Annotated in this window: 26 protein-coding genes; 13 read left to right on the top strand and 13 right to left on the bottom strand. The window is 75.7% G+C overall.

Annotated elements, in window-relative coordinates:
* Position 1 precedes the first annotated feature (1 nt).
* The 9 genes from ACFY00_RS15915 to ACFY00_RS15875 all read right to left on the bottom strand — a co-directional run bounded on the left by ACFY00_RS15915 (position 2) and on the right by ACFY00_RS15875 (position 8,203).
* Positions 2-1,015, bottom strand: coding sequence for a thiamine pyrophosphate-dependent dehydrogenase E1 component subunit alpha (locus tag ACFY00_RS15915; RefSeq protein ID WP_388031672.1), 1,014 nt, complete (start codon positions 1,013-1,015; stop codon positions 2-4).
* Entirely contained in the window at positions 1,005-1,940 is a 936-nt protein-coding gene (locus ACFY00_RS15910) for a phytanoyl-CoA dioxygenase family protein (protein ID WP_388031669.1), read from the bottom strand. The genes ACFY00_RS15915 and ACFY00_RS15910 overlap by 11 nt, the downstream gene beginning before the upstream one ends.
* On the bottom strand, positions 1,937-3,004 hold the full coding sequence (gene hppD / locus ACFY00_RS15905) for a 4-hydroxyphenylpyruvate dioxygenase (RefSeq protein WP_388031666.1): 1,068 nt from the start codon (positions 3,002-3,004) through the stop codon (positions 1,937-1,939). Before hppD ends, ACFY00_RS15910 begins: the two co-directional genes overlap by 4 nt.
* Positions 3,005-3,067: 63 nt before the next feature.
* Positions 3,068-4,357 (bottom strand): beta-ketoacyl-[acyl-carrier-protein] synthase family protein, encoded by a 1,290-nt coding sequence (locus ACFY00_RS15900; protein WP_388031663.1) that lies wholly within the window; start codon positions 4,355-4,357, stop codon positions 3,068-3,070.
* Positions 4,354-4,947, bottom strand: a complete 594-nt coding sequence (locus tag ACFY00_RS15895; RefSeq protein WP_388031661.1) for a beta-ketoacyl synthase chain length factor — start codon at positions 4,945-4,947, stop codon at positions 4,354-4,356. The genes ACFY00_RS15900 and ACFY00_RS15895 overlap by 4 nt, the downstream gene beginning before the upstream one ends.
* On the bottom strand, positions 4,944-6,113 hold the full coding sequence (locus tag ACFY00_RS15890; RefSeq protein ID WP_388031659.1) for a beta-ketoacyl synthase N-terminal-like domain-containing protein: 1,170 nt from the start codon (positions 6,111-6,113) through the stop codon (positions 4,944-4,946). Before ACFY00_RS15890 ends, ACFY00_RS15895 begins: the two co-directional genes overlap by 4 nt.
* Positions 6,114-6,254: 141 nt before the next feature.
* Complete coding sequence (locus tag ACFY00_RS15885) at positions 6,255-6,479, bottom strand: acyl carrier protein (protein WP_388031656.1); 225 nt, start codon at positions 6,477-6,479, stop codon at positions 6,255-6,257.
* Positions 6,480-6,481: 2 nt separating this feature from the next.
* Positions 6,482-6,763, bottom strand: coding sequence for an acyl carrier protein (locus ACFY00_RS15880; protein WP_285737253.1), 282 nt, complete (start codon positions 6,761-6,763; stop codon positions 6,482-6,484).
* A gap of 60 nt (positions 6,764-6,823) precedes the next feature.
* Positions 6,824-8,203, bottom strand: coding sequence for a class I adenylate-forming enzyme family protein (locus ACFY00_RS15875; protein WP_388031653.1), 1,380 nt, complete (start codon positions 8,201-8,203; stop codon positions 6,824-6,826).
* A 539-nt stretch (positions 8,204-8,742) separates the two neighbouring features.
* Between ACFY00_RS15875 and ACFY00_RS15870 the strand changes: the two genes are divergently transcribed.
* The 9 genes from ACFY00_RS15870 to ACFY00_RS15830 all read left to right on the top strand — a co-directional run bounded on the left by ACFY00_RS15870 (position 8,743) and on the right by ACFY00_RS15830 (position 16,246).
* Positions 8,743-9,660, top strand: a complete 918-nt coding sequence (locus tag ACFY00_RS15870) for a methyltransferase domain-containing protein (RefSeq protein WP_388031650.1) — start codon at positions 8,743-8,745, stop codon at positions 9,658-9,660.
* Positions 9,657-11,201, top strand: coding sequence for a glycosyltransferase (locus ACFY00_RS15865; protein ID WP_388031647.1), 1,545 nt, complete (start codon positions 9,657-9,659; stop codon positions 11,199-11,201). The genes ACFY00_RS15870 and ACFY00_RS15865 overlap by 4 nt, the downstream gene beginning before the upstream one ends.
* 74 nt (positions 11,202-11,275) lie before the next feature.
* A complete protein-coding gene (locus ACFY00_RS15860; RefSeq protein WP_388031645.1) occupies positions 11,276-12,040 on the top strand; it encodes an ABC transporter permease in 765 nt (254 codons plus the stop codon).
* Positions 12,041-12,076: 36 nt separating this feature from the next.
* Positions 12,077-13,039 carry an ATP-binding cassette domain-containing protein gene (locus ACFY00_RS15855; RefSeq protein WP_388031642.1) on the top strand — a complete coding sequence of 321 codons (963 nt, stop codon included), beginning with the start codon at positions 12,077-12,079 and terminating at the stop codon, positions 13,037-13,039.
* 2 nt (positions 13,040-13,041) lie between these two features.
* Positions 13,042-14,037 (top strand): NAD-dependent epimerase/dehydratase family protein, encoded by a 996-nt coding sequence (locus ACFY00_RS15850; RefSeq protein ID WP_388031932.1) that lies wholly within the window; start codon positions 13,042-13,044, stop codon positions 14,035-14,037.
* A gap of 109 nt (positions 14,038-14,146) precedes the next feature.
* On the top strand, positions 14,147-14,542 hold the full coding sequence (locus ACFY00_RS15845) for a transposase (RefSeq protein ID WP_388031639.1): 396 nt from the start codon (positions 14,147-14,149) through the stop codon (positions 14,540-14,542).
* Between the two features lie 12 nt (positions 14,543-14,554).
* On the top strand, positions 14,555-15,025 hold the full coding sequence (locus ACFY00_RS15840) for a hypothetical protein (protein ID WP_388031637.1): 471 nt from the start codon (positions 14,555-14,557) through the stop codon (positions 15,023-15,025).
* The gene (nudC, locus tag ACFY00_RS15835) at positions 15,000-15,899 is read left to right on the top strand and encodes an NAD(+) diphosphatase (protein ID WP_388031635.1); all 900 of its coding nucleotides are present in this window, start codon (positions 15,000-15,002) and stop codon (positions 15,897-15,899) included. The genes ACFY00_RS15840 and nudC overlap by 26 nt, the downstream gene beginning before the upstream one ends.
* Positions 15,900-16,018: 119 nt before the next feature.
* On the top strand, positions 16,019-16,246 hold the full coding sequence (locus ACFY00_RS15830; RefSeq protein ID WP_388031632.1) for a hypothetical protein: 228 nt from the start codon (positions 16,019-16,021) through the stop codon (positions 16,244-16,246).
* Between the two features lie 119 nt (positions 16,247-16,365).
* Here ACFY00_RS15830 and ACFY00_RS15825 read toward each other — a convergent pair whose 3' ends face one another.
* Positions 16,366-17,136, bottom strand: coding sequence for an alpha/beta fold hydrolase (locus ACFY00_RS15825; RefSeq protein ID WP_388031629.1), 771 nt, complete (start codon positions 17,134-17,136; stop codon positions 16,366-16,368).
* Positions 17,137-17,196: 60 nt separating this feature from the next.
* On the opposite strand from ACFY00_RS15825, the gene ACFY00_RS15820 reads away from it, so the two are divergent.
* Together ACFY00_RS15820 and ACFY00_RS15815 are read left to right on the top strand one after the other, a co-directional pair.
* Complete coding sequence (locus ACFY00_RS15820) at positions 17,197-17,637, top strand: MarR family winged helix-turn-helix transcriptional regulator (RefSeq protein ID WP_388031627.1); 441 nt, start codon at positions 17,197-17,199, stop codon at positions 17,635-17,637.
* 43 nt (positions 17,638-17,680) lie between these two features.
* Positions 17,681-18,775 carry a polyprenyl synthetase family protein gene (locus ACFY00_RS15815; RefSeq protein WP_388031626.1) on the top strand — a complete coding sequence of 365 codons (1,095 nt, stop codon included), beginning with the start codon at positions 17,681-17,683 and terminating at the stop codon, positions 18,773-18,775.
* 25 nt (positions 18,776-18,800) lie between these two features.
* Here the strand turns inward: ACFY00_RS15815 and ACFY00_RS15810 are convergent, their stop codons facing one another.
* Complete coding sequence (locus ACFY00_RS15810) at positions 18,801-19,724, bottom strand: alpha/beta hydrolase (RefSeq protein ID WP_388031623.1); 924 nt, start codon at positions 19,722-19,724, stop codon at positions 18,801-18,803.
* 67 nt (positions 19,725-19,791) lie between these two features.
* On the opposite strand from ACFY00_RS15810, the gene ACFY00_RS15805 reads away from it, so the two are divergent.
* Complete coding sequence (locus ACFY00_RS15805; RefSeq protein WP_388031621.1) at positions 19,792-20,268, top strand: MarR family winged helix-turn-helix transcriptional regulator; 477 nt, start codon at positions 19,792-19,794, stop codon at positions 20,266-20,268.
* Between the two features lie 145 nt (positions 20,269-20,413).
* On the opposite strand, the gene ACFY00_RS15800 is transcribed toward ACFY00_RS15805, so the two are convergent.
* On the bottom strand, positions 20,414-21,439 hold the full coding sequence (locus tag ACFY00_RS15800) for an aldo/keto reductase (RefSeq protein ID WP_388031620.1): 1,026 nt from the start codon (positions 21,437-21,439) through the stop codon (positions 20,414-20,416).
* 89 nt (positions 21,440-21,528) lie between these two features.
* On the opposite strand from ACFY00_RS15800, the gene ACFY00_RS15795 reads away from it, so the two are divergent.
* Positions 21,529-22,515 (top strand): DUF5937 family protein, encoded by a 987-nt coding sequence (locus ACFY00_RS15795; RefSeq protein WP_388031618.1) that lies wholly within the window; start codon positions 21,529-21,531, stop codon positions 22,513-22,515.
* A 30-nt stretch (positions 22,516-22,545) separates the two neighbouring features.
* On the opposite strand, the gene ACFY00_RS15790 is transcribed toward ACFY00_RS15795, so the two are convergent.
* Complete coding sequence (locus ACFY00_RS15790) at positions 22,546-23,310, bottom strand: sporulation protein (RefSeq protein WP_388031615.1); 765 nt, start codon at positions 23,308-23,310, stop codon at positions 22,546-22,548.
* Positions 23,311-23,358 lie beyond the last annotated feature (48 nt).

The following is a 23,358-nucleotide window of genomic DNA, read 5'->3' as shown; positions in this document are numbered from 1 at the left end:
CTCAGCCCACCTCCGGCGCGGTCGCGTACAGGTGCTCCAGCGCCGAGGCCGGATCCGGGTGCGGCGCGCCGCGGGCGAACTCCACCGCGGCGTCCAGCAGTTCGTCCAGCTCCGCGTCGATCCGCGCCCGCAGCCGGGCCGGGAGCCGGGCTCCCTGCACCTCCAGCGGGTCCCGGGCCCGGCCCGCCGCCTCCTCGGCCGCCGAACGGTAGCCCGGACGCGCCGTGTGCTCCCAGGTGTGGTGCGCGTCGAAGCGGTACACCGCGCACTCCAGCAGCGTCGGACCGCCGCCCGCCCGGGCCCGGGCCACCGCCTCGGACGCCGCCGCCAGCACCGCCCGCGGGTCCGTCCCGTCCACCGCCCGCGCCGGGATGCCGAACGCCCGGGCCCGGCCCAGGACGCTGCCCGCCACCGCGTCCGCCGTCCGCATCGAGGTCGCGAACCCGTTGTTCTCGCACACCAGCACCACCGGCACCCGCCACAGCGCCGCCAGGTTGAACGCCTCCAGCACCACGCCCTGGCTCACCGCGCCGTCCCCGAAGAACGCCACCGCGACCCGGTCCGAGCCCGCCCGGCGCAGCGCCCACGCCGCACCCGCCGCGATCGGCACCGCCGCGCCCACCATCGCGTTCGCGCCCAGCACGCCCAGCGAGAAGTCCGCCGCGTGCATGGATCCGCCCCGGCCCCGGTTCAACCCCGGCTCCCGGCCCGCCAGTTCGGCCATCATCCGGGCCGGGTCGGCGCCCTTCGCCAGCACGTGCCCGTGCCCGCGGTGGGTGGAGGTGAGCAGGTCGTCCGGCCGCAGCGCCGCGCACACGCCCGCCGCGACCGCCTCCTGCCCCGTGCACGGGTGGATGCCGCCCGGCACCACCCCGGCCCGCACCAGCTCCACCGCCCGCCGCTCGAAGCCCCGGACCAGCGCCACCGTCCGGTACAGGTCCAGGTCCAGGTCCAAGTCCAAGTCCAGGTCCAGGTCCACACCCGGGTCCGGGCCCGGATCCGCGTCAGCCGTCATCGCGACCCGCCCCGGGGGAGCGCCACAGCACCGGGCAGAACTCCGGGTCCGCGTAGTCCGGCCGCCCGTCCGGCAGCCGCCGCACCAGCGCGTCGTGGTTGTACACCGCCGCGCTGCCGTCCGACAGCGCGAAGCGCCGGTACTCGTTCGCCCCGTCCTGCAGGTGGAAGGAGACCGCCCGGCGCGGCCGCCCGCTGACGTTCGGGCCCGAGCCGTGGTACGTGCGGCAGTGGTGGAAGGACACGTGCCCCTTCGGGATCACCAGCGGCACCTTGCGCACCTCGGCGCCGTTGTGCGCCGCGTTCACCGCCAGCAGCCGCTCCAGGTCGTCCCGGTCGCGGTCCGCGAAGTGCCGGGTCACCGAGTCCTCCCGGCCCACCTCCCGCCAGCGGTGGCTGCCGTCCACCACCGTCAGCGTGCCCATCTCCTCGTCGCAGTCGTGGAACGGGACGAACGCCGTCAGCATCCGCTCCGAACTCGAGGTCGACCAGTAGTGCTTGTCGATGTGCCAGGGCACCACGTTGCTCGGCTCGCCCGCCACCGCGGGCTTCAGGATCAGCGTCGACTGGAACACCCGGATCTCCGACGCCCCCGCCAGCAGCGCCGCCACCGCCCCCAGCAGCGGCTTGCACAGCACGCGCGCGATCGGGTCGCTCTCGTAGTGCACGTAGTCGTTGTGCCGCTGCACCGGCCCGTCCGACGGCTTCCAGGCCGCCAGCCGCGGCGGCCGCACCGGCAGCTCCCGGCTGCGCGCCCCCGCGTAGTACGCCTCGGCGGCCGCCGCCAGGGCGTCCACCTCGGCGTCCGTGAACAGCTTCGGCGCCAGGTACCAGCCGTGCTCCGCGTAGAACGCGACGTCCGCCGCGCTCGGCAGCAACTCCATTTCCCCGGCGGTCAGTTCGAACCGCAGCGCCTCGGTGCTCACCGGGTCACCGCCGCCACCCGCAGGGCCGCCAGCTCGCGCTCCTTGGCCGCGTACAGCGCCGGGATGTTCGCGGTGCCGAAGGTGCGGGCGCCGTGCCGCTCGATCAGCTCCCAGAAGAACGTCCGCCGCACGTGCAGCGAGGTCGCGAAGATCTGGTACAGCTCGCCCCAGTGGTCCCGGTCCAGCAGGATCCCGCGGCTGCGCAGCCGCTCGGGCGGACGGGTCGCCAGGGTGTCGTAGTAGGCGTCCGGCGTCGGCGCGAACCCGACCCCGCGCGCCGCCATCGCGTCCACCGCCGCCGCCACGTCGCCGCAGGACAGCGCCAGGTGCTGCACGCCGGGGCCGTCGTGCCAGGCCAGGAAGTCGTCCACCTGGCCCGGCTCGCGCGCCCCGTCCGGCTGGATCAGCGTCAGGGTGATCCCGCCCGACGGACTCTGCACCACCCGGGAGAACATGCCCTGCCGGCCGACCTCGATGTACTCCTCGAAGACCACCTCGAACCCGAACGCCCCGCAGTAGTACGCCACCGTGGCGTCCAACTGCCCGTCCGGCACGCACACCGCCGCGTGGTCGATCGCCCGCACCAGTTCCGGCCCCGGCTCAGGGACCGGCAGCGCGGTCGCCCCCGGCAGCGCGGCCAGCCCCGGCAGCAGCCCCCCGCCCGCGCCGGGCCGCTCCACCAGCCGGTGCACCACGTCGCCGAACCCCGACACCACCGCCGTCACCACCCCGCCGCGCTCCCGCGGCGGCTCCAGCCCCAGCGCCCCGCCGGACACCGCCGCCGCGTACGCGGCCGCCGCGTCCCGGACGCCGAACGCCAGCACCGCCACCCCGTCGCCGTGCCGGGCGACGTACCGCGCCGCCGGGTGCCCCGGCTCCAGGCCCGAGGTCAGCAGCACCCGGCAGCCGCCCTGCCCCAGCAGCAGACTGCGCTGCCCCGGCAGGCCGGTCTCCGGCCCGCCCTGCGCCAGCAGGCGGAAACCGAGCCCGGCGGACAGCACGTACGCCGCCTGGCGTGCGTCCCCCACGTGGAACTCGACGTGGTCGAGATCGAGGAAATCCATTGCGTAGCAGTTCCTTCTCTTCGCCGACGGTGCGTCAGATTGCGTGTCCTGCAAGGAAGTCGGTCAGACCGGCCGGGCCAGTCGGGTGCTCGCCGGCCCCAGCACCAGGCTCACGTTGTGGCCGCCGAACCCGAACGAGTTGGCGACCGCGTACCGGACGCCCGGCGCCGGACGCGGCCCCCCGCGGACGTGGTCCAGCGCGCACTCCGGGTCCGGATCGTCCAGGTTGTGCGTCGGCGGCAGCAGCCCGCGCCGCAGCGCCAGCACCGACACCGCCGTCTCCACCACCCCCGAGGCGCCCAGCAGGTGGCCGGTGACCGCCTTGGTCGCGCTCACCGGCGGCCCGTCCGCCCCGAATACCCGGCGCACCGCCGAGGCCTCCGCCCGGTCGCCCAGCCGGGTGCCGGTGCCGTGCGCGTTCACGTACCCCACGTCCCCGGGCGCCAGGCCCGCGCTGCGCAGCGCCAGCCGCATGCAGGCCGCCGCGCCGTCCCCGTCCGGGTGCGGGGTGGTCGGGTGGTGCGCGTCGTTGGTCGCCCCCCAGCCCAGCACGTCCGCGTACCCCGCCGCGCCCCGGCCGTCCGCGTGCGCGGCCCGCTCCAGCACCAGCACGCCCGCGCCCTCGCCCAGCACCAGGCCGCCCCGCCGCCGGTCGAACGGACGGCTCGCCCCCGCCGGGTCGTCGGCCCAACCACGGGCCAGCGCGCGGGCGTTGGCGAAGGTGTCGGCCAGCGTCGGGAACAGCGGCGCCTCCGAGCAGCCCGCCACCACCACGTCCGCCAGGCCCTCGCGCAGCAGCCGCCACCCCTCCGCGACCGACTGCGCCCCCGCCGCGCACGCCGTCCCCACCGAGGAGCTGTAGCCCCGGATGCCGTGCCCGATCGCCACCCGGGCCGCCGCCATGTTCGGCAGCATCCCCGGCAGCAGGTACGGGCTCACCCCCAGCCGTCCGCGCTCCGTGCGCGCCACCACCTGCGACTCCAGCGTCGCCAGCCCGCCCGTCCCGGACAGCACCACCGCGATCCGGTACGGGTCCACGTCCCGGCCCGCCACGATCCCGGCGTCCGCCAGCGCGTCCGCCGCCGCCCGCAGCGCCATCACGATGTACCGGTCCACCACCCGGGTCTCCGGCGCGGGCAGCACCGACACCGGATCGATCGGCGGCGCGAACCCCGCCACCTCCAGCGACCCGGCCAACGGCCCGTCCGGCTCCGGCCGGCGCAGCCCCGACCGGCCCTCGCACATCGCGTCGAACACCGCCGCGGCGCTCCCGCCGACCGGCGTCACCACGCCCATCCCGGTGACCGTGACCGCGACGTCCGTGCCCACGGGTGCGCCCAGGGCTGTGCTCATGGCCGTGCTCCCTCCAGTTGACGGTGAGTGGGACAGTGCTCCTGCAGGGCCAGCAGGACGGCGGCGGCCCGGTCCGCCCCGCCCGGCCCGGCCGCCTGCTCGACCAGGACCAGCAGCGCCAGCTCGGCGTCCCCGTCCGCGAGCAGCACCTCGGCCACCTCGAACCCGGAGCGCACGCCACCGACGCACACCACCGGGCCGGTCAGGCCCCGGCGCGCCGCCAGGTGCCCGGCCACCGCGTTCGGCACGGCCTGGAAGAACAGCAGCGGCCCCAACCGGTCCCCGCCGTCCACCGCCTCCGCCACCCGCACCGCGCCCGCCACGTCTCCCAGCGCGCTGGCCACCACCACGGCGGTGACCGGCGACCCGATGCCGGAGCCGGACGCGTGCGCGTCCAGGCAGCGTCGGGCGGCCTCGGCGGCCAGCGGGCTGAACGAGGACCCGGCGAACCCCGGCAGCACCGGCGGCGCCGCGTCCGCGTCCTGCGTCGACTGCGGCCACCGCCCGGCGGCCAGCACCCGCAGCCCGAGCTCCGCCGCCACCCGCCACAGCTCCGGGTACGCGAGGGCCGGGGAGCCCGCCGCGCTCACGGGACGCCCACCAGCAGCGCCGTGTTCGCGCCGCCGAAGGCCGTGCTCAGGCTCAGCGCGAAACCGCCCGGCGAACCGAGCGCCCCGGAGCCCGCGGACGCCCGCACCAGGTGCAGCGGACACTCCGGGTCCGGCCCCAGCAGGCCCGCGTTCACCGGCAGCCGCCCCGCCCGCAACGCGGCCACCGTGACCACCAGTTCGAGCAGCGCCCCGGCCTCCAGGGCCTGGCCGTGCACCGACTTGGACGAGGAGACCGGCACCCGCGCCGCCACCGGCCCCAACGCCCGCAGCAGCGCCGCCGCCTCGGCCCGGTCGCCCAGCACGCTGCCCGCGCCGTGCGCGTTCACGTACCCGATCCGCTCCGGACCGATCCCGCCGCGCAGCAGCGCCGCCCCGACCGCCCGGGCCAGCCCCGCCCCGTCCGGTCGCGGCCGGCACACGTGGTGCGCGTCGCCCGCCCGGCCCCACCCCGCCAGCACCGCCAACGGCTCCGCGCCCCGGGCCCGCGCCGCGTCCGCCGACTCCAGCACCACCGCGGCCACCCCGTCCCCCAGCAGCAGCCCCGTGCGGCCCGCGCTGAACGGGCGCACCCGCCCGTCCCGGGCCAGCGCCCCGCCCGCGTCGAACACCGCGAACTGGTCAGCCTCCACCAGGTACCCGGCCGCCACCACCACCCGCTCCGCCCGCCCGCGCGCCACCGCCGAGGCCGCGTCCGCCACCGCGTCCGCCGAGGCCGTGCACCCCGAGGTGTACGCCCGGCCGCCCCCGGCCAGCCCCGCCCGCCGGGCCACCCCGGCCGCGAACGCCTCCACCGCGTGCTCCGCGCGCCGCACCGGCGCCGCCCGGGCCAGCGCCGGATCGCCGTGCACCGCCAGGTACAGCGGACACCCGGCCCGCCGGGCCGCGGACAGCCCCGCCGCCCCGCACGCCTCGTCGACCGCCCGGTCCAACTCCCGTGCCAGCGAAGGCTCCCCGGGGTGCAGCGCGGCCCGGTCCACCCGCCGCCCCGCCACCTCGAACCGCCCCACCGGCCCGAACCCGGCCCGCCCCGCCAGCGCCGCCGCCAGCAGCGGCCCCACCCCCCGCCCGAACGCGCTCAGCACCCCCATCCCGCCGACCACCACGGTCCGGGGGCCCCGACGGGCCGTCAGTACGGTGCCGGTCACCGTCGATCACCTCCCTGGTTGGCTGCGCCCCGCAGGGCCGTTGACCGTGCCGCGGTCTCCCGCGCTCTCCGGTGCGCACGCGGACGGGGACCGGCCGTACGGAGCCGGTTCCACCCGCTGCACCCCCGCTGCACCCCGCTGCTACCGCTCGGCGGCCCGCAGCCCCTCCAGCAGCCGCGCCGCGTCGGAGACGGTGGCGATCCGGGACAGCGTGTCGTCGTCCAACCGCCGCCCGTGCCGCTGCTCCAGCACGTGTGCCAGCCAGGCCAGCTCCATCGAGTCGACCCGCTCCGGCACCTCCTGCGGCGTCCGCCCGCCGAACTCCGCGAGCAGCGCCACCACTTCCTCCCGCGCCGTCTCCGCCACGGTCAGCGCCCCGCCGCCGCGGACCCCAGCCGGGCGGCCACCGCCGCGCCGAACTCGCCGACCGTCATGGTGCCCAGCAGCTCCGCCTCGTCGTCGTCGAACCGGACGCCGAACCGCTCCTCCACCCGGACGCCCAGTTCGGCCAGCGCCAGCGACTCCAGGTCCGCGCCGGCCGGGCCGAGCCGGGTGTCGTCGTCGACGTCGGTGGTGTCGTAGTTCATCTCGCGCAGCGCGGACAGCACGAACGCGCGGATCTCCGCCAGGGGCGCGGTCTCGATGGACATCGCCGTTCCTTCCTCTTCTGCCTTCATCGATGGATCGGACAAGTCGGTGGGGACGGGGCGTCAGCGCCCCGCGGCCGCGGCCGCCGCCAGCACCGCGCGCTCGCGCACCGGCTTCCCGGTGGCCGTGCGCGGCATCCGGTCGAGCACGTGCAGCAGCCGGGGCCGCTTGTACGCCGCCAGCCGCTCGGCCAACTGCTCCTCGACCCGGGCCGCGGTGCCGCCGGGGGCCAGCACCAGGTACGCCTCGATCACCGAGCCGTGCAGGACGACCGCGGACTCCACCCCGGGCAGCGCCAGGACGGTGTGCTCGACCTCGGTCAGGTCGACCTTCAGCCCGCCGACCGACACCTGCGAGTCCAGCCGCCCGCGGACCCGGACCCGCCCGGTGGCGGCGTCCACCGACCCGCCGTCCCGGGTGCGCAGCCAGCCGTCGGCCCAGCGATCCGCCCCGGCCCCGTCCAGGTACGGCGAGCGCGCGGCGGTGACCAGCAGTTCGCCGTCCACCGCCCGCACCCCCAGGCCCGGCGCGGGCGTCAGCTCGGGGCGGTGCGCCCCGTGCAGGTCGGTGGCGATCACGCCGACCTCGGTCATCCCGTACATGGAGCCCAGCCGGACGCCGTACCGGTCGACGAACGCCTCGTGCAGCTCGGCGCGTACCGGCTCGCCTCCGGTGGTCATGCCGGTGAGCTGGGGCAGCCGCGGCGGGTCCGGGAGCCAGCCGAGCAGCTCCAGGTGGAACGGCACGCCCAGCAGGGTGGTCGGCTCGGGGCCGGCCGCGACCGCGTCCAGGACGCCCCGCGCCGTCACCCGGTCCGGGAAGGCCAGCCGGACGCCCGCGTGCAGGCAGTGCAGCAGGCCGCCGACCAGACCCAGCACGTGCACCGGCGAGGCCAGCGACACCATCCGCTCGCCCGCCCGCGGCACCCCGTCGATCCGGGCGTACCGGTCGAGTTCGGCGACCAGGTCGGCCGCCGTCCGCCCGATCACCTTCGCCGGGCCGGTCGAGCCCGAGCTGAGCTGCACCAGCGCGTGCGGCCCCTCGGCCGGACGCCCCGGCCGGGCGGTGACCACCGCGCGCTGCGGGTGGTGGCCGCGCGGCGGGCCGCCCGGCACCGGGTGCTCGGCCGTGACCACCACCTGCGGCGCCAGCCGCTCCAGCGCCCGTTCGGCCTCGAACGGGGTCAGCCGGTGGTCGAGCAGCGCCGCCCGGGCCCCGGTCCGCCAGCAGGCCAGCAGCTGGACGACCAGTTCGAGCGAGGGCGCCAACCGGATCGCCGCCGACCCGCCCCGGCGCAGCCCGGCCGCGCCCAGCGCCGCCTGCCGCTCCCGGACCAGCCGGCGCAGCCCGTCCCGGGTGACCGGGGCGTCGGCGCCGAAGAAGAGGCAGGGCTCGCCGCCCGGGCCGCGCAGGAGCACCTCGTCGACCCATTCGGGCTCCAACGACCCGGAAAGGGCTGGTGGGAGCGCTCCCATACTGCTCGTCGGAGCTGCCGCAACATCTTTCATGGAGAACCCGAACCTCTTCCTGGCACGGTCGTGGGGAACCTGTGAAATTCCCACGCCGAACTTTCAACTCTGAATTGACCGGGTGTCAAGACCCGTCGCCGGAATCCGCGGACCGGGCCGAATTCCACCGCCGCGGTTCGGTTGCCACCGACCCCGCCGACCGCGTTGACGAGTGCCCACCCCCTCGCTAGTGTGACCGCCGGTTGGCCAACTTGCCTGGTACGGCAGCCTGTTGCCAGTCCCTGACGGTCCGTCTGCTGACGATCCGTCAGTCGCACCCCTCGTCCCGCCCGGCGCTCCCCGAGTGTCGCCACTCCTGCGGGCGGAGTGCCTTCCGCATGCCCACGGGTCGTTTCCCCGGCGGGTCGATCATGCGATGGACCAGACCAATCCGGCGTTATCGCGCGCATTTCCGCGGCATTTCGGCCGCCATTTATGGGCGCATCCATGTCAACTTTTCGAGGATCGGCCCCGTGGAACCTGCAGTGGAACCAGCCCCGGAACCCGTCCGGGGACCCGCGACCGGCCCCGGCCTGAACACGGCCGTGGAGCGCTACTACGACATCACGCTCGACCTGTACGAGGACCTGTGGGGCGAACACGTCCACCACGGCTACTGGGACGAGCACCAGACCCCGGCCCGGGACGGCGCCGACCGGCAGGCCGCCACCGACCGCCTCGTCCACGAACTCGTCGCCCACGCCGCCGTCCCCACCGGCGCCCACGTCCTGGACGTCGGCTGCGGCATCGGCGGCCCCGCCCTCCACCTGGCCGGCCCGCACGGCTGCACCGTCGAAGGCGTCACCCTCAGCGCCCGCCAGGCCGCCCGCGCCAACGAGAAGGCCCGCGCCGCCGGCCTCGCCCACCGCGCCCGCTTCCACCGGCAGGACGCCCTCTCCACCGGCCACCCCGACGGCACCTTCGACGTCGTCTGGGCCATGGAGAGCCTCATGCACCTCGACGACCGCCCCGCCTTCTTCGCCGAGGCCCACCGCCTGCTGCGCCCCGGCGGCACCCTGGCCGTCGCCACCTGGGCCGTCCGCGACGGCGCCCTCGACGCCGAGGAGCAGGAGCTCGTCCGACAGATCCTGCAGCACCAGGTGATGCCCGACTTCTCCTCCCTCGAGGAGCACGAACGGCTCGCCCGCGCCGCCGGCTTCACCGACATCACCACCGCCGACTGGAGTGCCGCCGTCGCCAACTCCTGGGACCCCTCCTTCGCCCGCGTCCCCCGGCTCGACGGCGGCCCCGCCGTCATGCGCGACCTGGCCCGCAGTCGCGGCGTCGACGTCCTCGGCTTCTTCCACGCCGGGCCGCTGATGAAGAAGGGCTTCGACACCGGCGTCATCACCTACGGCGCCCTACGGGCCGTCAGGCCCCACCGGCCATGACCGCGCACCCCCCGCTCCGCGAGGTCGCCGAACTCCTCCGCCGGATCCTCGGCCAGCCCCCCGCCTGGCTCGACACCCTCCGTCCCGAGACCCTCCTCGACGGCGAACTCCACCTGGAGAGCCACGACCTCGCCGCCTGGAGCCTCGCCCTCCGCACCCGCTACGGCCCCGCCGCCGACCTCGCCGCCCACCTCGCCACCCTCGACCTCGACGCCCTCACCGCCCTCACCCTCGCCGACGTCGCCACCCTCGCCGCCACGGCCGCCGACCCCGCACCGTCCGCCGACCCCCCGCCGTCCGCCGGTCCCGCGCCCTCCCCGACCCCCGACCCCCCGTACCCGCCCCCCGCTCCGCTCCCCGGCGTCCGCCCCCCGCGCGGGCGGTTCCTGTTCGTCTCGCTGCCGCTGTTCGGGCACGTGAACCCGATCGCGGCCGTCTCCCGCGAGCTGACGGCGCGGGGGCACGAGGTGCTGTGGGCCGGGTCGGAGGCCTTCCTGCGGCCGTTGCTGGGGGAGGGGACGCCGATCGCGCCGATCCCGCTGCGGGCGCACCGGGGGCAGGCCGACCGGGGGCTGGCGGCGGCCCGGTCGCGGTGGGACGGCTACATCGTCCCGCACGCCCGGCACACGCTGCCCGGCATCGAGCGGGCGGTGGCCGCGTTCCGCCCCGACGTGCTGGCCGTCGACCAGCACGCGGTGGCCGGGGCGCTGGCCGCGCACCGGGCGGGCCTGCCGTGGGCCTCGCTCGCACCGACCACGATGGAGCTGACCCGCCCGTACCGCACCACCGTGCCCCGGGTCGAGGAGTGGATCGGGCAGCGGATGGCCGCGATGTGGCACGCCGCGGGGCTGCCCGGCGATCCCCCGCACGACCTGCGCTTCTCGCCGCACCTGCTGGTCGCCTTCACCGGCGAGGCGCTGACCGGCCCGCTGGAGTGGCCGGGCAACGCGGTGCCGGTCGGTCCGGCGCTGGCCGCGCGGGAGCCGGACCGCGCCTTCCCGTGGGAGTGGATCGACCCGGCCCGCCGCCTGGTGCTGGTCACCGTCGGCACCCTCTCGCTGGACCTCGCCGCCGACTTCCACGCCCGGGTGGTGCAGGCGCTGCGCCCGCTCGGCGACCGCCTCCAGGCGGTGATCGCCGCGCCCGACGGCACGGTCGCCGACCCGCCCGCCCACGTCCTGGTCCGGCCCCGGGTGCCGGTGCTGGAGCTGATGCCGAAGCTGGCCGCGGTGGTCAGCCACGGCGGCCTGAACACCGTCTGCGAGGCGCTCGCCCACGGCGTGCCGCTGCTGGTCGCCCCGATCAAGGGCGACCAGCCGATCAACGCCGCCCAGGTCGCGGCCGCGGGCGCGGGCCGCCGGGTGCGGTTCGCGCACGCGAGCCCGCAGCAACTGCGCGCGGAACTGCTGGCCGTCCTGGACGACCCGTCCCACGCCGCCGCTGCCCGGCGCGTCCAGGCGTCCTTCGCCGCCGCCGGTGGCGCCCAGGCCGCCGCCGACCACCTGGAGACCCTGCTCCCCGCCGGTCCCACCCGCCCCTGACCCCGTACCGAGCGACCCCGCACCGGACGACCACGCACCGGACGCCCCCGTACCGAACAGGAAGAACGCCCACCGTGAAAAGCCTCCGCGACACCTGGCTGGTGTTCCAGCGGCACCTGCTGCTGATGGCCCGCTCCCCGCTGCAGATCTTCCTCGGGGTCGCCCAACCCGTCGTCTACCTCGCCCTGTTCGCGCCGCTGCTGAAGCCCGCGCTGGCCTCGATGGGCGCGGGCACGATGGCCGACGCCTACCGGATCTACGTCCCCGGCATGCTGGTCGCGCTCGCCCTCGGCGGCGGCCTGTACGTCGGCTTCGGCCTGCTCGCCGAGCTCGGCTCCGGCGTGATCGAACGGGCCCGGGTCACCCCGGTCAGCCGGGTCGCGCTGCTGCTCGGCCGCTCGCTGCGGGACGTGGTGGTGCTGGCCGTGCAGGCCGCCGTGATCATCGTGCTGGCGATCCCGCTCGGCCTGCTGGTGCGCGTCCCCGACCTGCTGCTGGCGTACCTGCTGCTCGCGCTGATCTCGCTGACCAGCTCCGCGATCTCGTACGGCCTGGCGCTCAAGGTCGGCAACCCGGACGTGCTGGGCCAGGTGGTCAACAACCTGGCCCAGCCGCTGATGCTGCTCTCCGGCACCCTGCTGCCGCTCGCGCTGGCGCCGCTGTGGCTGCGCCGGGTCTCCGACTGGAACCCGTTCAGCTGGGCGGTGACCGGCATGCGCGCCCTGTTCGCGGGCCACCCCGGTGACCCCGCGGTCTGGCGCAGCCTCGCCCTGATGGCGGCCGTCGCGCTGGCCGCCCTGCTCTGGTCGGCCCGCCGCTTCGCCCGCACCGTCCGCTGAGCCGCTCCGCCGACCCCGTACCGGAAGGACCCCCCGATGATCGAGACCAGCGGACTGCGCAAGTCCTACCGGACCGGCCGACGCGGCCGGGCCACCACCGTGGACGCCGTGGCCGGGCTGGACCTGCACGTCGCCGAGGGCGAGATCTTCGGACTCCTCGGCCCCAACGGCGCGGGCAAGACCACCACCCTGCGGATGCTCGCCACCCTGCTCCCGCCCGACGGCGGCGCGGCCACCGTGGCCGGCGCCGACCTGTTCACCCGCCCCGCCGAGGTCCGCCGCAGCATCGGCTACGTCGCCCAGGGCGGCGGCACCTGGGACGAGGTGACGGCCCGGGAGGAACTCGTGCTGCAGGCCCGGATGCACGGCCTCGGCAAGGCCGAGGCGCAGGCCCGGGCAGCCGCCGCCGTCGACTCCTTCGACCTGGCCGAGTACGCCGACCGCCCCTGCCGCGGCTACTCCGGCGGCCAGCGCCGCCGCCTCGACCTCGCGCTCGGCGTGGTCCACCGCCCCGCCGTGCTGTTCCTGGACGAGCCGACCTCCGGCCTCGACCCGGCCGCCCGGGCCCGGCTGTGGGCCGAGGTGCGCCGCCTGCGCGACGCGGGCACGACGGTCTTCCTGACCACCCACTACCTGGACGAGGCCGACGCGCTCTGCGACCGGATCGCCATCGTCGACGGCGGCACCCTGGTCGCCGAGGGCACCCCGGCCGAACTCAAGCGCTCGATCGCGGGCGAGGTGGTCACCGTCGGCGTCGCCGAACCCCACCTGGCGCCCAAGGCCGCCGAGGTGCTCGCCACCCAGGAGTGCGTCCGCGGCGCCGAGGTCCGCCCGGACGGCGCGCTGCGGCTGTCCGTCGACACCGGCGAGAGCGCCATGCCGCAGATCATGCGGGCGCTGGCCGGGGCCGACATCGCCACCGCCACCATCGCGCTGCACCGTCCGACCCTGGACGACGTCTTCCTCGCCCGCACCGGCCGCTCGCTGGAGGAGTCGTGACCGTGATACCCGCCCCCGTGCCCCTGCGCGACGTCCCGTCCCCGCGCCCCGTCCGCCGCGCGGTGGTCACCGGCGGTGCGGGCTTCGTCGGCTCGCACCTGTGCGACCGGCTGCGCGCCGACGGCACCGAGGTCGTCTGCCTCGACAACCTGCTCACCGGCAGCCTCGACAACCTCGCCGACCTCGCCGACGACCCCGGCTTCACCTTCCGTCACCAGGACGTCTGCGAGCCCTTCGACGTCACCGGGCCGGTCGACCTGGTCGTCCACCTCGCCTCGCCCGCCTCCCCGCACGACTACGCCCGCCACCCCGTCGAAACCCTCCGGGCCGGGGCCCAGGGCACCCAGCACGCCCTGGAACTCGCCCACCGCAAGGGCGCCCGCTTCCTGCTGACCTCCACCTCCGAGGTCTACGGCGACCCGCTCGTCCACCCCCAGCCCGAGACGTACTGGGGCAACGTCAACCCGATCGGCCCGCGCAGCCAGTACGACGAGGCCAAGCGCTACGCCGAGGCGCTCACCACCGCGTACCGCACCGCCCGGGGCACCGACACCGTCATCGTCCGGCTGTTCAACACCTACGGCCCGCGGATGCGCCCCACCGACGGGCGGGCCGTGCCCGCCTTCATCACCCAGGCGCTGGCCGGGCGGCCCCTCACCGTGGCGGGCGACGGCAGCCAGACCCGCTCGCTGTGCCACGTCGACGACACCGTGGGCGGCATCCTGGCCGCGGCCGCCGCCGGACACCCCGGCCCGATCAACCTGGGCAACCCGGCCGAGCTGAGCATCCTGCAACTCGCCCACCGCATCCGGGCGTTGTGCGGCTCCGCCGCCCCGGTCGAGTTCGTCGAACGCCCCGGCGACGACCCCTCGCTGCGCCGCCCCGACATCACCCTGGCCCGCACCGTGCTCGGCTGGCAGCCCGCCGTCGACACCGACCGCGGGCTGGCGCAGACCATCGACTGGTTCGCCCGCCGCCTGGTCGGCGCCCGGCCCTGAGTCCTGAGAGGGCGTTGGGTGGGGCTACGTCCGTTTCGTCGTTGTGCGTTCGTGTGGGGTCTTCGGGAACCGGCGGCGGTTGAGGCGTCCTCGGTGGTGCGCTGGCGCGGTGAGTGAGCACAAGGCGCATCCGTCGAGTTCGGGGCATTCCGGCAGCTACGAGTACCGGGGGGTCGTGAACGCGATCTTCTACCGGAACCGGACCGGGTGTCAGTGGGCCTATCCGCCTCACGACCTGCCGTCGAGCTCTGCGACGACCACTACTTCCAGACCTGGCGTCAAGGTGGAGATCGTCAAACGCAGCCCCGACGACGTCGGGTTCGTCCCGCAGGCCAAAAGCCGGGTATCCGAGCAGGTCAACGGCATCCTGATGTGGCACCGTCACCTGGTCCGCGACTACGAGGCACTACCGGCCAACGCCGAGTCCCGCGTGTACTGGGCGATAACGGCGAACATGTCCCGCAGGCCGACCAAGGAGTCGACGCCGAGCTGGCGCGGAGCGTAGGAGGACCCGCCGATGTCACGCACCGCACTGGAGGGGATCGCCGACCGGGAACAGGCGATCGGCGGCATCACCGAGCAGCTGTCCGCCGAGGTCGGCCAGGTCACCGCCCGCCTGGCCGAACTCGACCCGGAATGCGCCGACCTGGCAATCGCCCGCGAAGTCATCCTGTCCCTCGGCGACGACGAGCCCACCGGCGACCGGATGCCGGGCCTGCCCGACGACCCGACCTACCAGCACATCCTCGCCGCGCTCACCGACGCCGCAGCCCCGCAACGCTGCCGCGACCTGTGCCGCACCCTGGCCGCCGGCACCGAGCCCGCGCACATCTCCGACATGCGCAACAAGCTCAAGCGTCCGACCGGCGCCGGCCTCGTCGTCGAGACCGAGCTCGACACCCCAGTTGGTGGACGCCCACTATCGTGGAATCCGCGCAGGACAGGACGGGCTAGGGGGAACCTTGTATTACAGCGGCTTGGGGCTTGACCGGGTTGGCGGCCGGCGTACCGACTCGGAGTGGGTCGCCGGGCTGTTGACGAGCCCCAGTACCCAGGTGATTCCCTTGTGGCGGGACCACTGTCTGGTCCGCGACGACAGGCCCATCCGGCTGCCGCTGGCCGAGGCGAGGGGCATCCTCGACGCCGCCGACGACCCGGTGTTTCTCGGCCTGGACGGAGAGGCCGCGGTGTTCGCGGCCGACGTGTCCCGCGTCGACCGGTCCAACGCCGTCGAACTGGCCACCGCGGACACGGTGCTGGAGGTGCGAGCCATGGTTCCCACCATCACGCCGGACGAGGCGGGCCTGCTCGCGTATGCCCGTGGAATCCTGCACTGGCACCGGAACCAGCGGTTCTGCGGCGCGTGCGGCGGTCCGGCCGTCCCCAGCAACGGTGGCCACCTGCGGACCTGCCAGGACTGCGGCAAGCTGCTCTTCCCGCGGATCGAACCGGCCGTGATCGTGCTGGTCGAACTACCCGGCACGCCTAGGCGCTGCCTGCTCGGCCGGCACGCGGGATCCGGTCCGGACCGCTTCAGCACGCTGGCTGGGTTCGTCGAGATCGGGGAGAGCCTCGAGGACGCGGTGCGCCGTGAGGTCGCCGAAGAGGCCGGTGTCGAGGTGGGGACGATCACCTATCAGGGATCCCAGTCGTGGCCGTTCCCATCCGGGATGATGATCGGGTTCCGCGCCGAGGCCGTTTCCGACCGGATCGACGTGGACAACGTGGAGGTGGTGGAGGCGCGTTGGTTCACGGCGGCCGAACTTCGGTCGCGAATTACGGACTCCGCCGTCGGCGGGCCCTACCGGGTCGACTCCATCGGCAAGGTGCTCGTCGACCAGTGGCTGGCCGACGTGGAGTGAGTCAGCTTGCCACCCTGTTGGGGGGACTGTGAGCCGAACTCGACCCGGAACGCGCCGACCTGGCAATCGCCCGCGAAGTCATCCCGTCCCTCGGCGACGACGAGCCCACCGGCGACCGGATGCCGGGCCTGCCCGACGGCCCGACCTACCAGCACATCCTCGCCGCGCTCATCGACGCCGCAGCCCCGCAACGCTGCCGCGACCTGTGCCGCACCCTGGCCACCGGCACCGAGCCCGCGCACATCTCCGACATGCGCAACAAGCTCAAGCGTCCGACCAGCTCCGGCCTCGTCGTCGAGGCCGAGCCCGGACTGTTCGCAATCCCCACACCCAGAACAGCCGACTGACCGCGTGACCTGCCCACACACCGTCACAACGACGAAACGGACATGGCCTCACTCAACGCCCTCTGAGTCCTGAGCCCGGTGGCCGGGGGAGGGGCGGCCGGGGCGCCCGGGGGCGGCCCTCAGCCCGCCAGTACGGCGTCGAGGTGCGCGAACACGGCCTCCGGCCGCTCCAGGTGGGGGAGGTGCCCGGCCCCGGGCACCGTCACGAACCGGGCGTCGGCGAAGGCCCGGGCGTAGGCCGCGCCGTACCCGGGGGTGGCGACCCGGTCGCTCTCGCCCCACAGCACCAGGACGGGCACCCGCACCTCCCGCAGCCGCTCGCGCAGGCCCGGGTCGTGCATGTAGGGGTCGCCGGCCAGGGCGCGCATGGTGGCCATGTTGCCCCGGCGGCGGGCGAGTTCGGCCGGGGGCAGCGTCGCGGGGTCGACGAAGTGGCGGTCGGGGTCATGCCAGGAGTGCTCGGCGAGGCCGCGGGCGTCCAGGGCGAAGACGTCGGCGAGCGGCTCGCCGTCCACCCCGATGCCCACGGCGTCGATCAGCACCAGCCCGGTCACCGTCGCACCGCCGTCCTCACCGCTGCCGCCGCTGCCGCCGTCGCGGAGGGCCATCTCGGCGCCGATCCACCCGCCGAGCGAGGAGCCCACCACGAGGACGTCGCGCAGCCCGCGCCGCCGCAGCAGGTCGAGGTAGGCGTCGGCGAGGTCGCCGACCCGGGCGAGGGCGGCCGGGCGCTCGGTGCCGTCCCAGCCGGGGTGGACGGGGGTCAGGACGTGGGCGGAGGCGGCCAGGTGGCGGGCCAGCGGCGCGACGGTGGCCGGACCGCCGCCGCCGTGCAGGAGCAGGACGGGGCGGCCGGTGCCGGCCTCGGTGAGGAGGGGTTCGGTGGTCATGCGCCCACGATAACTAAGGATGCTTATTTAAGCTAGTTGAGTTAACGGTAGGGTGGAGGCATGAACCTCGAGCTCCACGTCCTCGGCCAGGCCGTCAAGCAGGTCCAGTACCGGCAGCACCGCGCCCTCGACACCGCCCTGGCCGCCGCCGGCACCACCCTCGCCCAGTGGGACGCCCTCCGGGCGGTCGCCCGCCGCCCCGGCGCCTCCGCCCGGGAGCTGGCCGCCGCCACCTTCCAGACCGAGCAGTCCTTCGGCGCCCTCGCCGGACGCCTCGTCACCCAGGGCCTGATCACCCGTCAACCGGGCCGCGGCCGACGCCTCGAACACCACCTCACCCCCGCCGGGGAGCACGTCCTCGCCACCGGCGAACAGGCCGCGGACGAGGTCCTGACCGCCCACTTCGCCCCGCTCCCCGCCGAGGACCGGGCCACCCTGCTGCGCCTGCTGCGCACCCTGGTCCCCGATACCGCCCCCGCCGCCGCCGCCGAAGGCCGCTGACCCCGCGGCGCCCACCGCCCCCGCGGCGTGAAAACCTGACGGGGTGACCGACGTCCTCGCCGCGGCCCTGCACCGCGCGGCCGCCCACCAGCGCCGCTTCGAGACCCGCTTCGCGGCCTACTTCGACTCCCTGACCGACCCGGCCGCGGGCGGCACCCTGGACGCGCCCCCGCACGGCCGGTTCCCCGCCCGCGCCCTCGCCCTGGTCCGCGAACTCTCCCTGCGCGGCGGCAAGCGCCTGCGGGTCGCCCTGCTGCACGAGGCCGCCGCCCTGGTCGCCGACCGCCCGGTGCCCGGCCTGGACGCCGCCGCCCTCAGCATCGAACTGCTGCACACCCACGGCCTGATCCACGACGACCTCATCGACGGCTCGCCCGAGCGCCGCGGCGGCCCCTCCACCCACCAGGCGTACCGCGAGGAGTTCCCCGACCGGCCCGACACCGCGCTCGCCCTCACCGTCCTCGCCGGAGACCTGGCCGCCTTCCTCGCCGTCCGGGTCCTGCTCACCGGCGACCTGCCCCCCGAGCGCGCCCTCGCCATGGCCGCCGTCCCCGTCGACGCCGGAGCCGACGCCGTCAACGGCCAACTCCTCGACCTGGAACGCGACTTCCCGCCCGAACCGGACACCGCCTTCCTGGACACCGTCACCGAGTACAAGTCCACCCGCTACTCGGTGCTGGCCCCGCTGCGCCTCGGCCTGCTCGCCGCCGGAGCCGACCCGACCCCGTACGAGGCCGAACTGCGCGCCTACGCCACCGCGCTCGGCACCGCCAACCAGCTCCACGACGACTGGCTCGACCTCTTCGGCGACCCGGCCGCCCTCGGCAAGCCGCTCGGCACCGACCTGCGCTCCGGCCGCCGCAGCTACCTCGTCCGCGCCCTGCTCGCCGCCGCCGACCCCGCCGAACTCCGCACCCTGCACGCCGCCCTCGGCGCCCCCGACCACGACCCCGGCGCCCTCGCCCCGATCCGCCGCATCGCCCGCGCCCACGGCGTCGACCGCGCCCTCCGGGCCCGCGCCGAGCGGCACGCCCACCGCGCCGCCGCCCTGGCCGCCGACTGGCCCACCCGCTGGCGCCCGGAGGCCGCCGCCTTCTTCGCCCACCTCCCCGCCTGGTCCACCACCCGCGATCACTGACCCCCGTCCGGGCGGGAGGCGGCCCTCAGCTCGTCGGCGCGGGTGCGGCGGCCCCGGTGCGGAGGTGCTGGCGGAGGAAGAGCGCGGCGCGCTCCAGCGCCTGGTCGGCCTCGTCCAGGACGCCCGCGAACGCCTGGAAGACGTGCGGGACGTCGGCGGTGACGTCCAGGACGACGTCCACCCCGGCCTCCCTCGCGCGCGCGGCCAGGCGCGTGGAGTCGTCCAGGAGCATCTCGTTGCCGCCCACCTGCAGGAGCAGCGGGGGGAAGCCGGTCAGGTCGGCGTGGACGGCGGGGCTGAGCGCGGGCTGGTGCGGGTCCTGCCCCGCCAGGTACATGCCCCCGGTGTGCTCCATGCCCGCGCGGGTGAAGAACGGGTCGAGGTCCGCCCTGCTGTCCATGCTCCGGCCCGTCCGGGTCAGGTCGAGCCCGGGGGAGAAGGCCACGATCGCGGCGGGCACCGGCAGGCCCGCGTCGCGGGCGGCGAGGCAGGTGGTGACGGCGAGGCCGCCACCGGCGGAGTCCCCGGCGAACGCGGTGGCCGCGGGGTCCTCCCCGCCGTCGAGGAGCGCGCGGTAGGCGTTCAGCCCGTCCTCGATCGCGGCCGGGAACGGGTGCTCGGGAGCGAGCCGGTAGTCCAGCGAGAGCGCCCTGGACCCCGTCCGGGTCACCAGGTTCCCGGTCAGCGACATCGCCGTCTCCGGTGAACCGGCCACGTAGGAACCGCCGTGGAAGTAGAGGATCGTCCCGCTGTTCGCCGCGCCGAGCGGCTCGACGAGCACCGCGGGCCGGTCGCCGAGCGCCGTGGCCCGGGTGCGGATCCCGGCCGGGACGATCATCCCGGCCATCAGGGCCCGCAGCCCGGCGCGGATGTCCTCCACCGACCGGGGGCCCTCGGGCCGGGGCCGCCGGACCATCGCGTCGATCTCCGCCCGCTGCTGCCTGCTCACTGTCGCCTCCATCGCAAGTACATGCCAGGGAACTATATGCCCAGGCATGTAAGCTAAGATATATGCCATGGCAGCCAAGTCAAGCGGTGACGGCATCGACCTCCCGGGCTTCTTCGTCGACCTCGTCCGCTGCGAGACGCGCCTCTACAACGCGCTGAACGACCGCCTCCGCGAACGGCACGGGATCGTCACCTCGCAGTTCGAGTTCCTGCGCTTCCTGCGGGACCACCCCGGCTCCCGGGTCGCGGACCTCGCCGCCGAGTTCGCCATCGGGATCGGCGCCACCAGCAAGGGCGCCGACCGCCTCGAGAAGCAGGCCTGGGTCAGGCGGCGCACCAACCCCGCGGACCGCCGCTCCTCACTGCTGGAGCTGACCGAGGACGGCCTGCGACTCGTCGACGCGGCCGAGGCCACCTTCACCGGGACGCTGACCGAGCTGACCGCGGCCACCCTCCGCGGCCCGGCGGGACCGGCCGCCGCCCGACTCCTCTCCGAGCTCCGCGCCGCACTCGAACACGACCGGATCGGCCTGCCCACGGGCTGACCGCACGTCCCTCCGGGCCGCTCACCCGCCGACCGGACGACCGGACGACCGGACAGCCGGCAGCCGGACAGCCGGACAGCCGGACGACCGGCCGCTGACGGTGCCGGACCCGGAAGCCCGGCCCCGTCCGGGCCCGTCCGTCGCCTCACCGCCGGTGCAGTGCGTCCAGCAGGGCGAGCTCCGCCGCGGACAGCCGCAGCGCACCGGCCGCGACGTTGGCGGCGAGGTGCGCCGGGTCGCCGGTGCCGGGGATCGCCAGGACGTGCGGGCCGCGGTGCAGCGTCCAGGCGATCCGGACCTGCGCGGGGGAGACCCCGTGCGCCCGGGCGACCTCCACCAGCAGCGGATCCTCCCCGCCCGCTGCCCCGCCCGCCGCTGCCCCGTACTGCCGGCCCGCGGCGGCGATCGCGTAGAACGGGACGAAGGCGACCCCCTGCTCCCGGCAGAGCTCCACGAACGCGTCCTGCTCCGGGGCGACCCCGAGACCGTACATGTTCTGCACGCACACCACCGGTGCGACGGCCTGCGCCTCGGCCAACTGGTGGGGCCGGACGTTCGACAGGCCGAGGTGCCGGACCAGCCCGGCCGCCCGCAACTCGGCCAGCGCGCCGAAGCGTTCGGCGACCGGGCCGTCCCCGACCACCCGGAGGTTCACCAGGTCCAGGTGGTCGCGGCCGAGCTGGCGCAGGTTCTCCTCCACCAGGCCGCGCAACTGCTCCGGCCGGGCGTGCGGCAGCCACGCCCCCGAAGGGTCCCGCGGCTGCCCGACCTTGGTGGCGATCACCAGGTCGTCCGGGTAGGGGGACAGCGCGCGGTTGATCAGCTCGTTGGCCGAGCGCAGCGGCGAGAAGTAGAAGGCGGCGGTGTCGATGTGGTTCACGCCGAGCTCGACGGCCCGGCGCAGCACGTCGACCGCCTGCCCGCGCTCGCGCGGCACCGCGCCGGGCACCAGGGCCGCACCGGTCTGGGCCAGCCGCATCGCCCCGAAGCCGATCCGGTTGACCTCCAGGTCGCCCAGGGTCCAGGTGCCCGCCGCTGCGGCGGGGACCGCCGACGGAGCCGGGCCGGAGAGCGGAGCCGGGTCGGCGGACGGTGTCGTACCGGCGGGCGGGGTCGTACCGGAAGGTCGGGTCGCGTCGGAAGACCGGGGTGCACGGGGGAGCGGGTTCATGCCGCAGATGATCGGCCGCCCACTACAGTGGCCGCCACGGATTCGGACATCCCCGAATCCACGCAGCCCGGCGCGAGGGAGGAGCGGACGTGGCCGAACTGGCCCTCCCCGCCCCCGACGTGGCCCGGGTGCGGTTCGCCGTCTCCCCGCTGTGGCAGCTCACCACCGGCTACCGCCTGCTCGCCTCCGGCGCCGCCGACCCCGTCCACCGCCGCTGGCTCGACCAGGTGCGCCCCCGGGCGGCCGCCGCCGGACTGGACCGCCGCTGGCTGGCCGAACTGCTCCCGCCCGGCGCCGGGTACGTCCCGGACTTCCTCAACCCCGCGCCCGCCACCCCCGCCCCGACCCTGGACGAGGAACTCGCGGCGGTCGCCGCCACCCCCGCCGACCGGATCCGCGCCGACCTCGACCACCTGCGCCACCACCAGGGCCGCACCGGCCCCCGCGCCCGCGCCCTGCACGCCGACCCGCCCGCCCACCTGCCCCGGCTGCTCCGGGAGCTCCGGTCCTACTGGGAGACGGCCCTGGCCCCGTACTGGCCGCGGATCCGCGCCCTGCTGGACGCCGACGTCTTCCACCGCGCCGGGCAGGCCGCCCACCACGGCACCGGACACCTCCTCAACTCCCTGCACCCCCAGATCAGCTGGGACGGCACCGGACTGCACCTGGAGCGCCGCGCCCGCACCCTGGCCCGGCACGCCACCGGCGGCGGACTGCTCCTCGTCCCCACCGCCTTCAAGGGCCCCGGCCTGTCCACCCGGATCGCCCCGCCCGACCCGCCCCAGCTCGCCTACCGCGCCCGCGGCACCGGCGACCTCTGGCAGCCCCGCACCACCCCCGCCACCGGCGCCCTCGCCGCCGTCCTCGGCCGCGCCCGCGCCCTCCTGCTCGCCGAGCTCGACACCCCCGCCACCACCACCGAACTGGCCCGGCGCACCGGCCTCTCCCCGGCCCACGTCTCGCAGAACCTCACCGCCCTGCGCACCGCCGGGTTCGCCACCGCCCACCGCACCGGTCGCACCGTCCTGTACGCCCGCACCGCCGTCGCGGAGACCCTCCTCGACCCCGGCCGCTGATCCGGCCGGGGTCGAGGAGCGGGCCCGCGGTCAGTGGCCCAGCACGCCGCGGATCCAGCCGTCCACCGTGCCGGTCAGGTCGTGCTGCCCGGCCCCGTGGTCCAGCACGAAGGTGCGCACCGAGTCGCCGCCGTGGAACAGGCCGCGCTTGTCGAACTCCAGCACCACCTCGACCCGGTGCGGGTCGGTGACGAAGGTCAGCTCGATCTCGTTGCAGCGCCCGGCGAACTGCGGCGCCGCCTTGTACTCGATCTCCTGGTAGAACGGCAGCGTCTGGCCGGTGCCGCGGATGTGCCCGGCCTCCAGGTCGGCCCGGTGGAAGTGGAAGCCGAGCGCCGACAGCGCCTCCAGCACCCGCTGCTGCACCGGCAGCGGCTGCACCGCGAGCGGGTCGGTGTCCCCGCGGTCCAACTGCCCGGCGATGTCCACGTCGGTGCGGACGCCCAGCGCCATGCCCGACAGGTGGTGGCCCCCGACCGCGGTCAGCGGCGTCTCCCACGGCACCGGGAAGGCGAACGGGACGGCCCGCCGCTCCCCGGCGGCCAGCCGCAGCGGGCCGCTGACCCGCACCCGGGCGAACTCCTCGGTGGTGTGGCCCTCGCCGTCCTCGTACTCGACCTCGACCCGGGCGGCCAGGCAGAGCGTGATGCCGTTGATCTCGGCCTCGCGCTCGCCCCCGACCAGGTTGACCTGGCCGTGCACGGTGCCGCCGGGGTGGACGGTCGGGGTGGACAGCACCGTGTCGACGGTCGGTCCGCCGACGCCCAGGGCACCGAGAAGCCGCTTGAACACCATCCGGGGCACTTCCTCACGCAGTCAAAGGGTCACCAGCGCCCCGATCGT

The sequence above is a fragment of the Kitasatospora sp. NPDC001540 genome (assembly GCF_042894345.1).
GTDB lineage: Bacteria > Actinomycetota > Actinomycetes > Streptomycetales > Streptomycetaceae > Kitasatospora > Kitasatospora phosalacinea_C.
This window is presented reverse-complemented; position numbering and strand designations above follow the sequence as displayed.

Coding starts and splice junctions, on each gene's coding strand:
- ACFY00_RS15840 (WP_388031637.1), top strand. CDS start 14,555: ATGTCACGCACCGCACTGGAGGGGATCGCCGACCGGGAACAGGCGATC.
- ACFY00_RS15830 (WP_388031632.1), top strand. CDS start 16,019: ATGCCGGGCCTGCCCGACGGCCCGACCTACCAGCACATCCTCGCCGCG.
- ACFY00_RS15880 (WP_285737253.1), bottom strand. CDS start 6,763: ATGTCCATCGAGACCGCGCCCCTGGCGGAGATCCGCGCGTTCGTGCTG.
- hppD (WP_388031666.1), bottom strand. CDS start 3,004: ATGGATTTCCTCGATCTCGACCACGTCGAGTTCCACGTGGGGGACGCA.
- ACFY00_RS15825 (WP_388031629.1), bottom strand. CDS start 17,136: ATGACCACCGAACCCCTCCTCACCGAGGCCGGCACCGGCCGCCCCGTC.
- ACFY00_RS15855 (WP_388031642.1), top strand. CDS start 12,077: ATGATCGAGACCAGCGGACTGCGCAAGTCCTACCGGACCGGCCGACGC.
- ACFY00_RS15915 (WP_388031672.1), bottom strand. CDS start 1,015: ATGACGGCTGACGCGGATCCGGGCCCGGACCCGGGTGTGGACCTGGAC.
- ACFY00_RS15790 (WP_388031615.1), bottom strand. CDS start 23,310: ATGGTGTTCAAGCGGCTTCTCGGTGCCCTGGGCGTCGGCGGACCGACC.
- ACFY00_RS15820 (WP_388031627.1), top strand. CDS start 17,197: ATGAACCTCGAGCTCCACGTCCTCGGCCAGGCCGTCAAGCAGGTCCAG.
- ACFY00_RS15800 (WP_388031620.1), bottom strand. CDS start 21,439: ATGAACCCGCTCCCCCGTGCACCCCGGTCTTCCGACGCGACCCGACCT.
- ACFY00_RS15865 (WP_388031647.1), top strand. CDS start 9,657: ATGACCGCGCACCCCCCGCTCCGCGAGGTCGCCGAACTCCTCCGCCGG.
- ACFY00_RS15805 (WP_388031621.1), top strand. CDS start 19,792: ATGGCAGCCAAGTCAAGCGGTGACGGCATCGACCTCCCGGGCTTCTTC.
- ACFY00_RS15900 (WP_388031663.1), bottom strand. CDS start 4,357: ATGAGCACAGCCCTGGGCGCACCCGTGGGCACGGACGTCGCGGTCACG.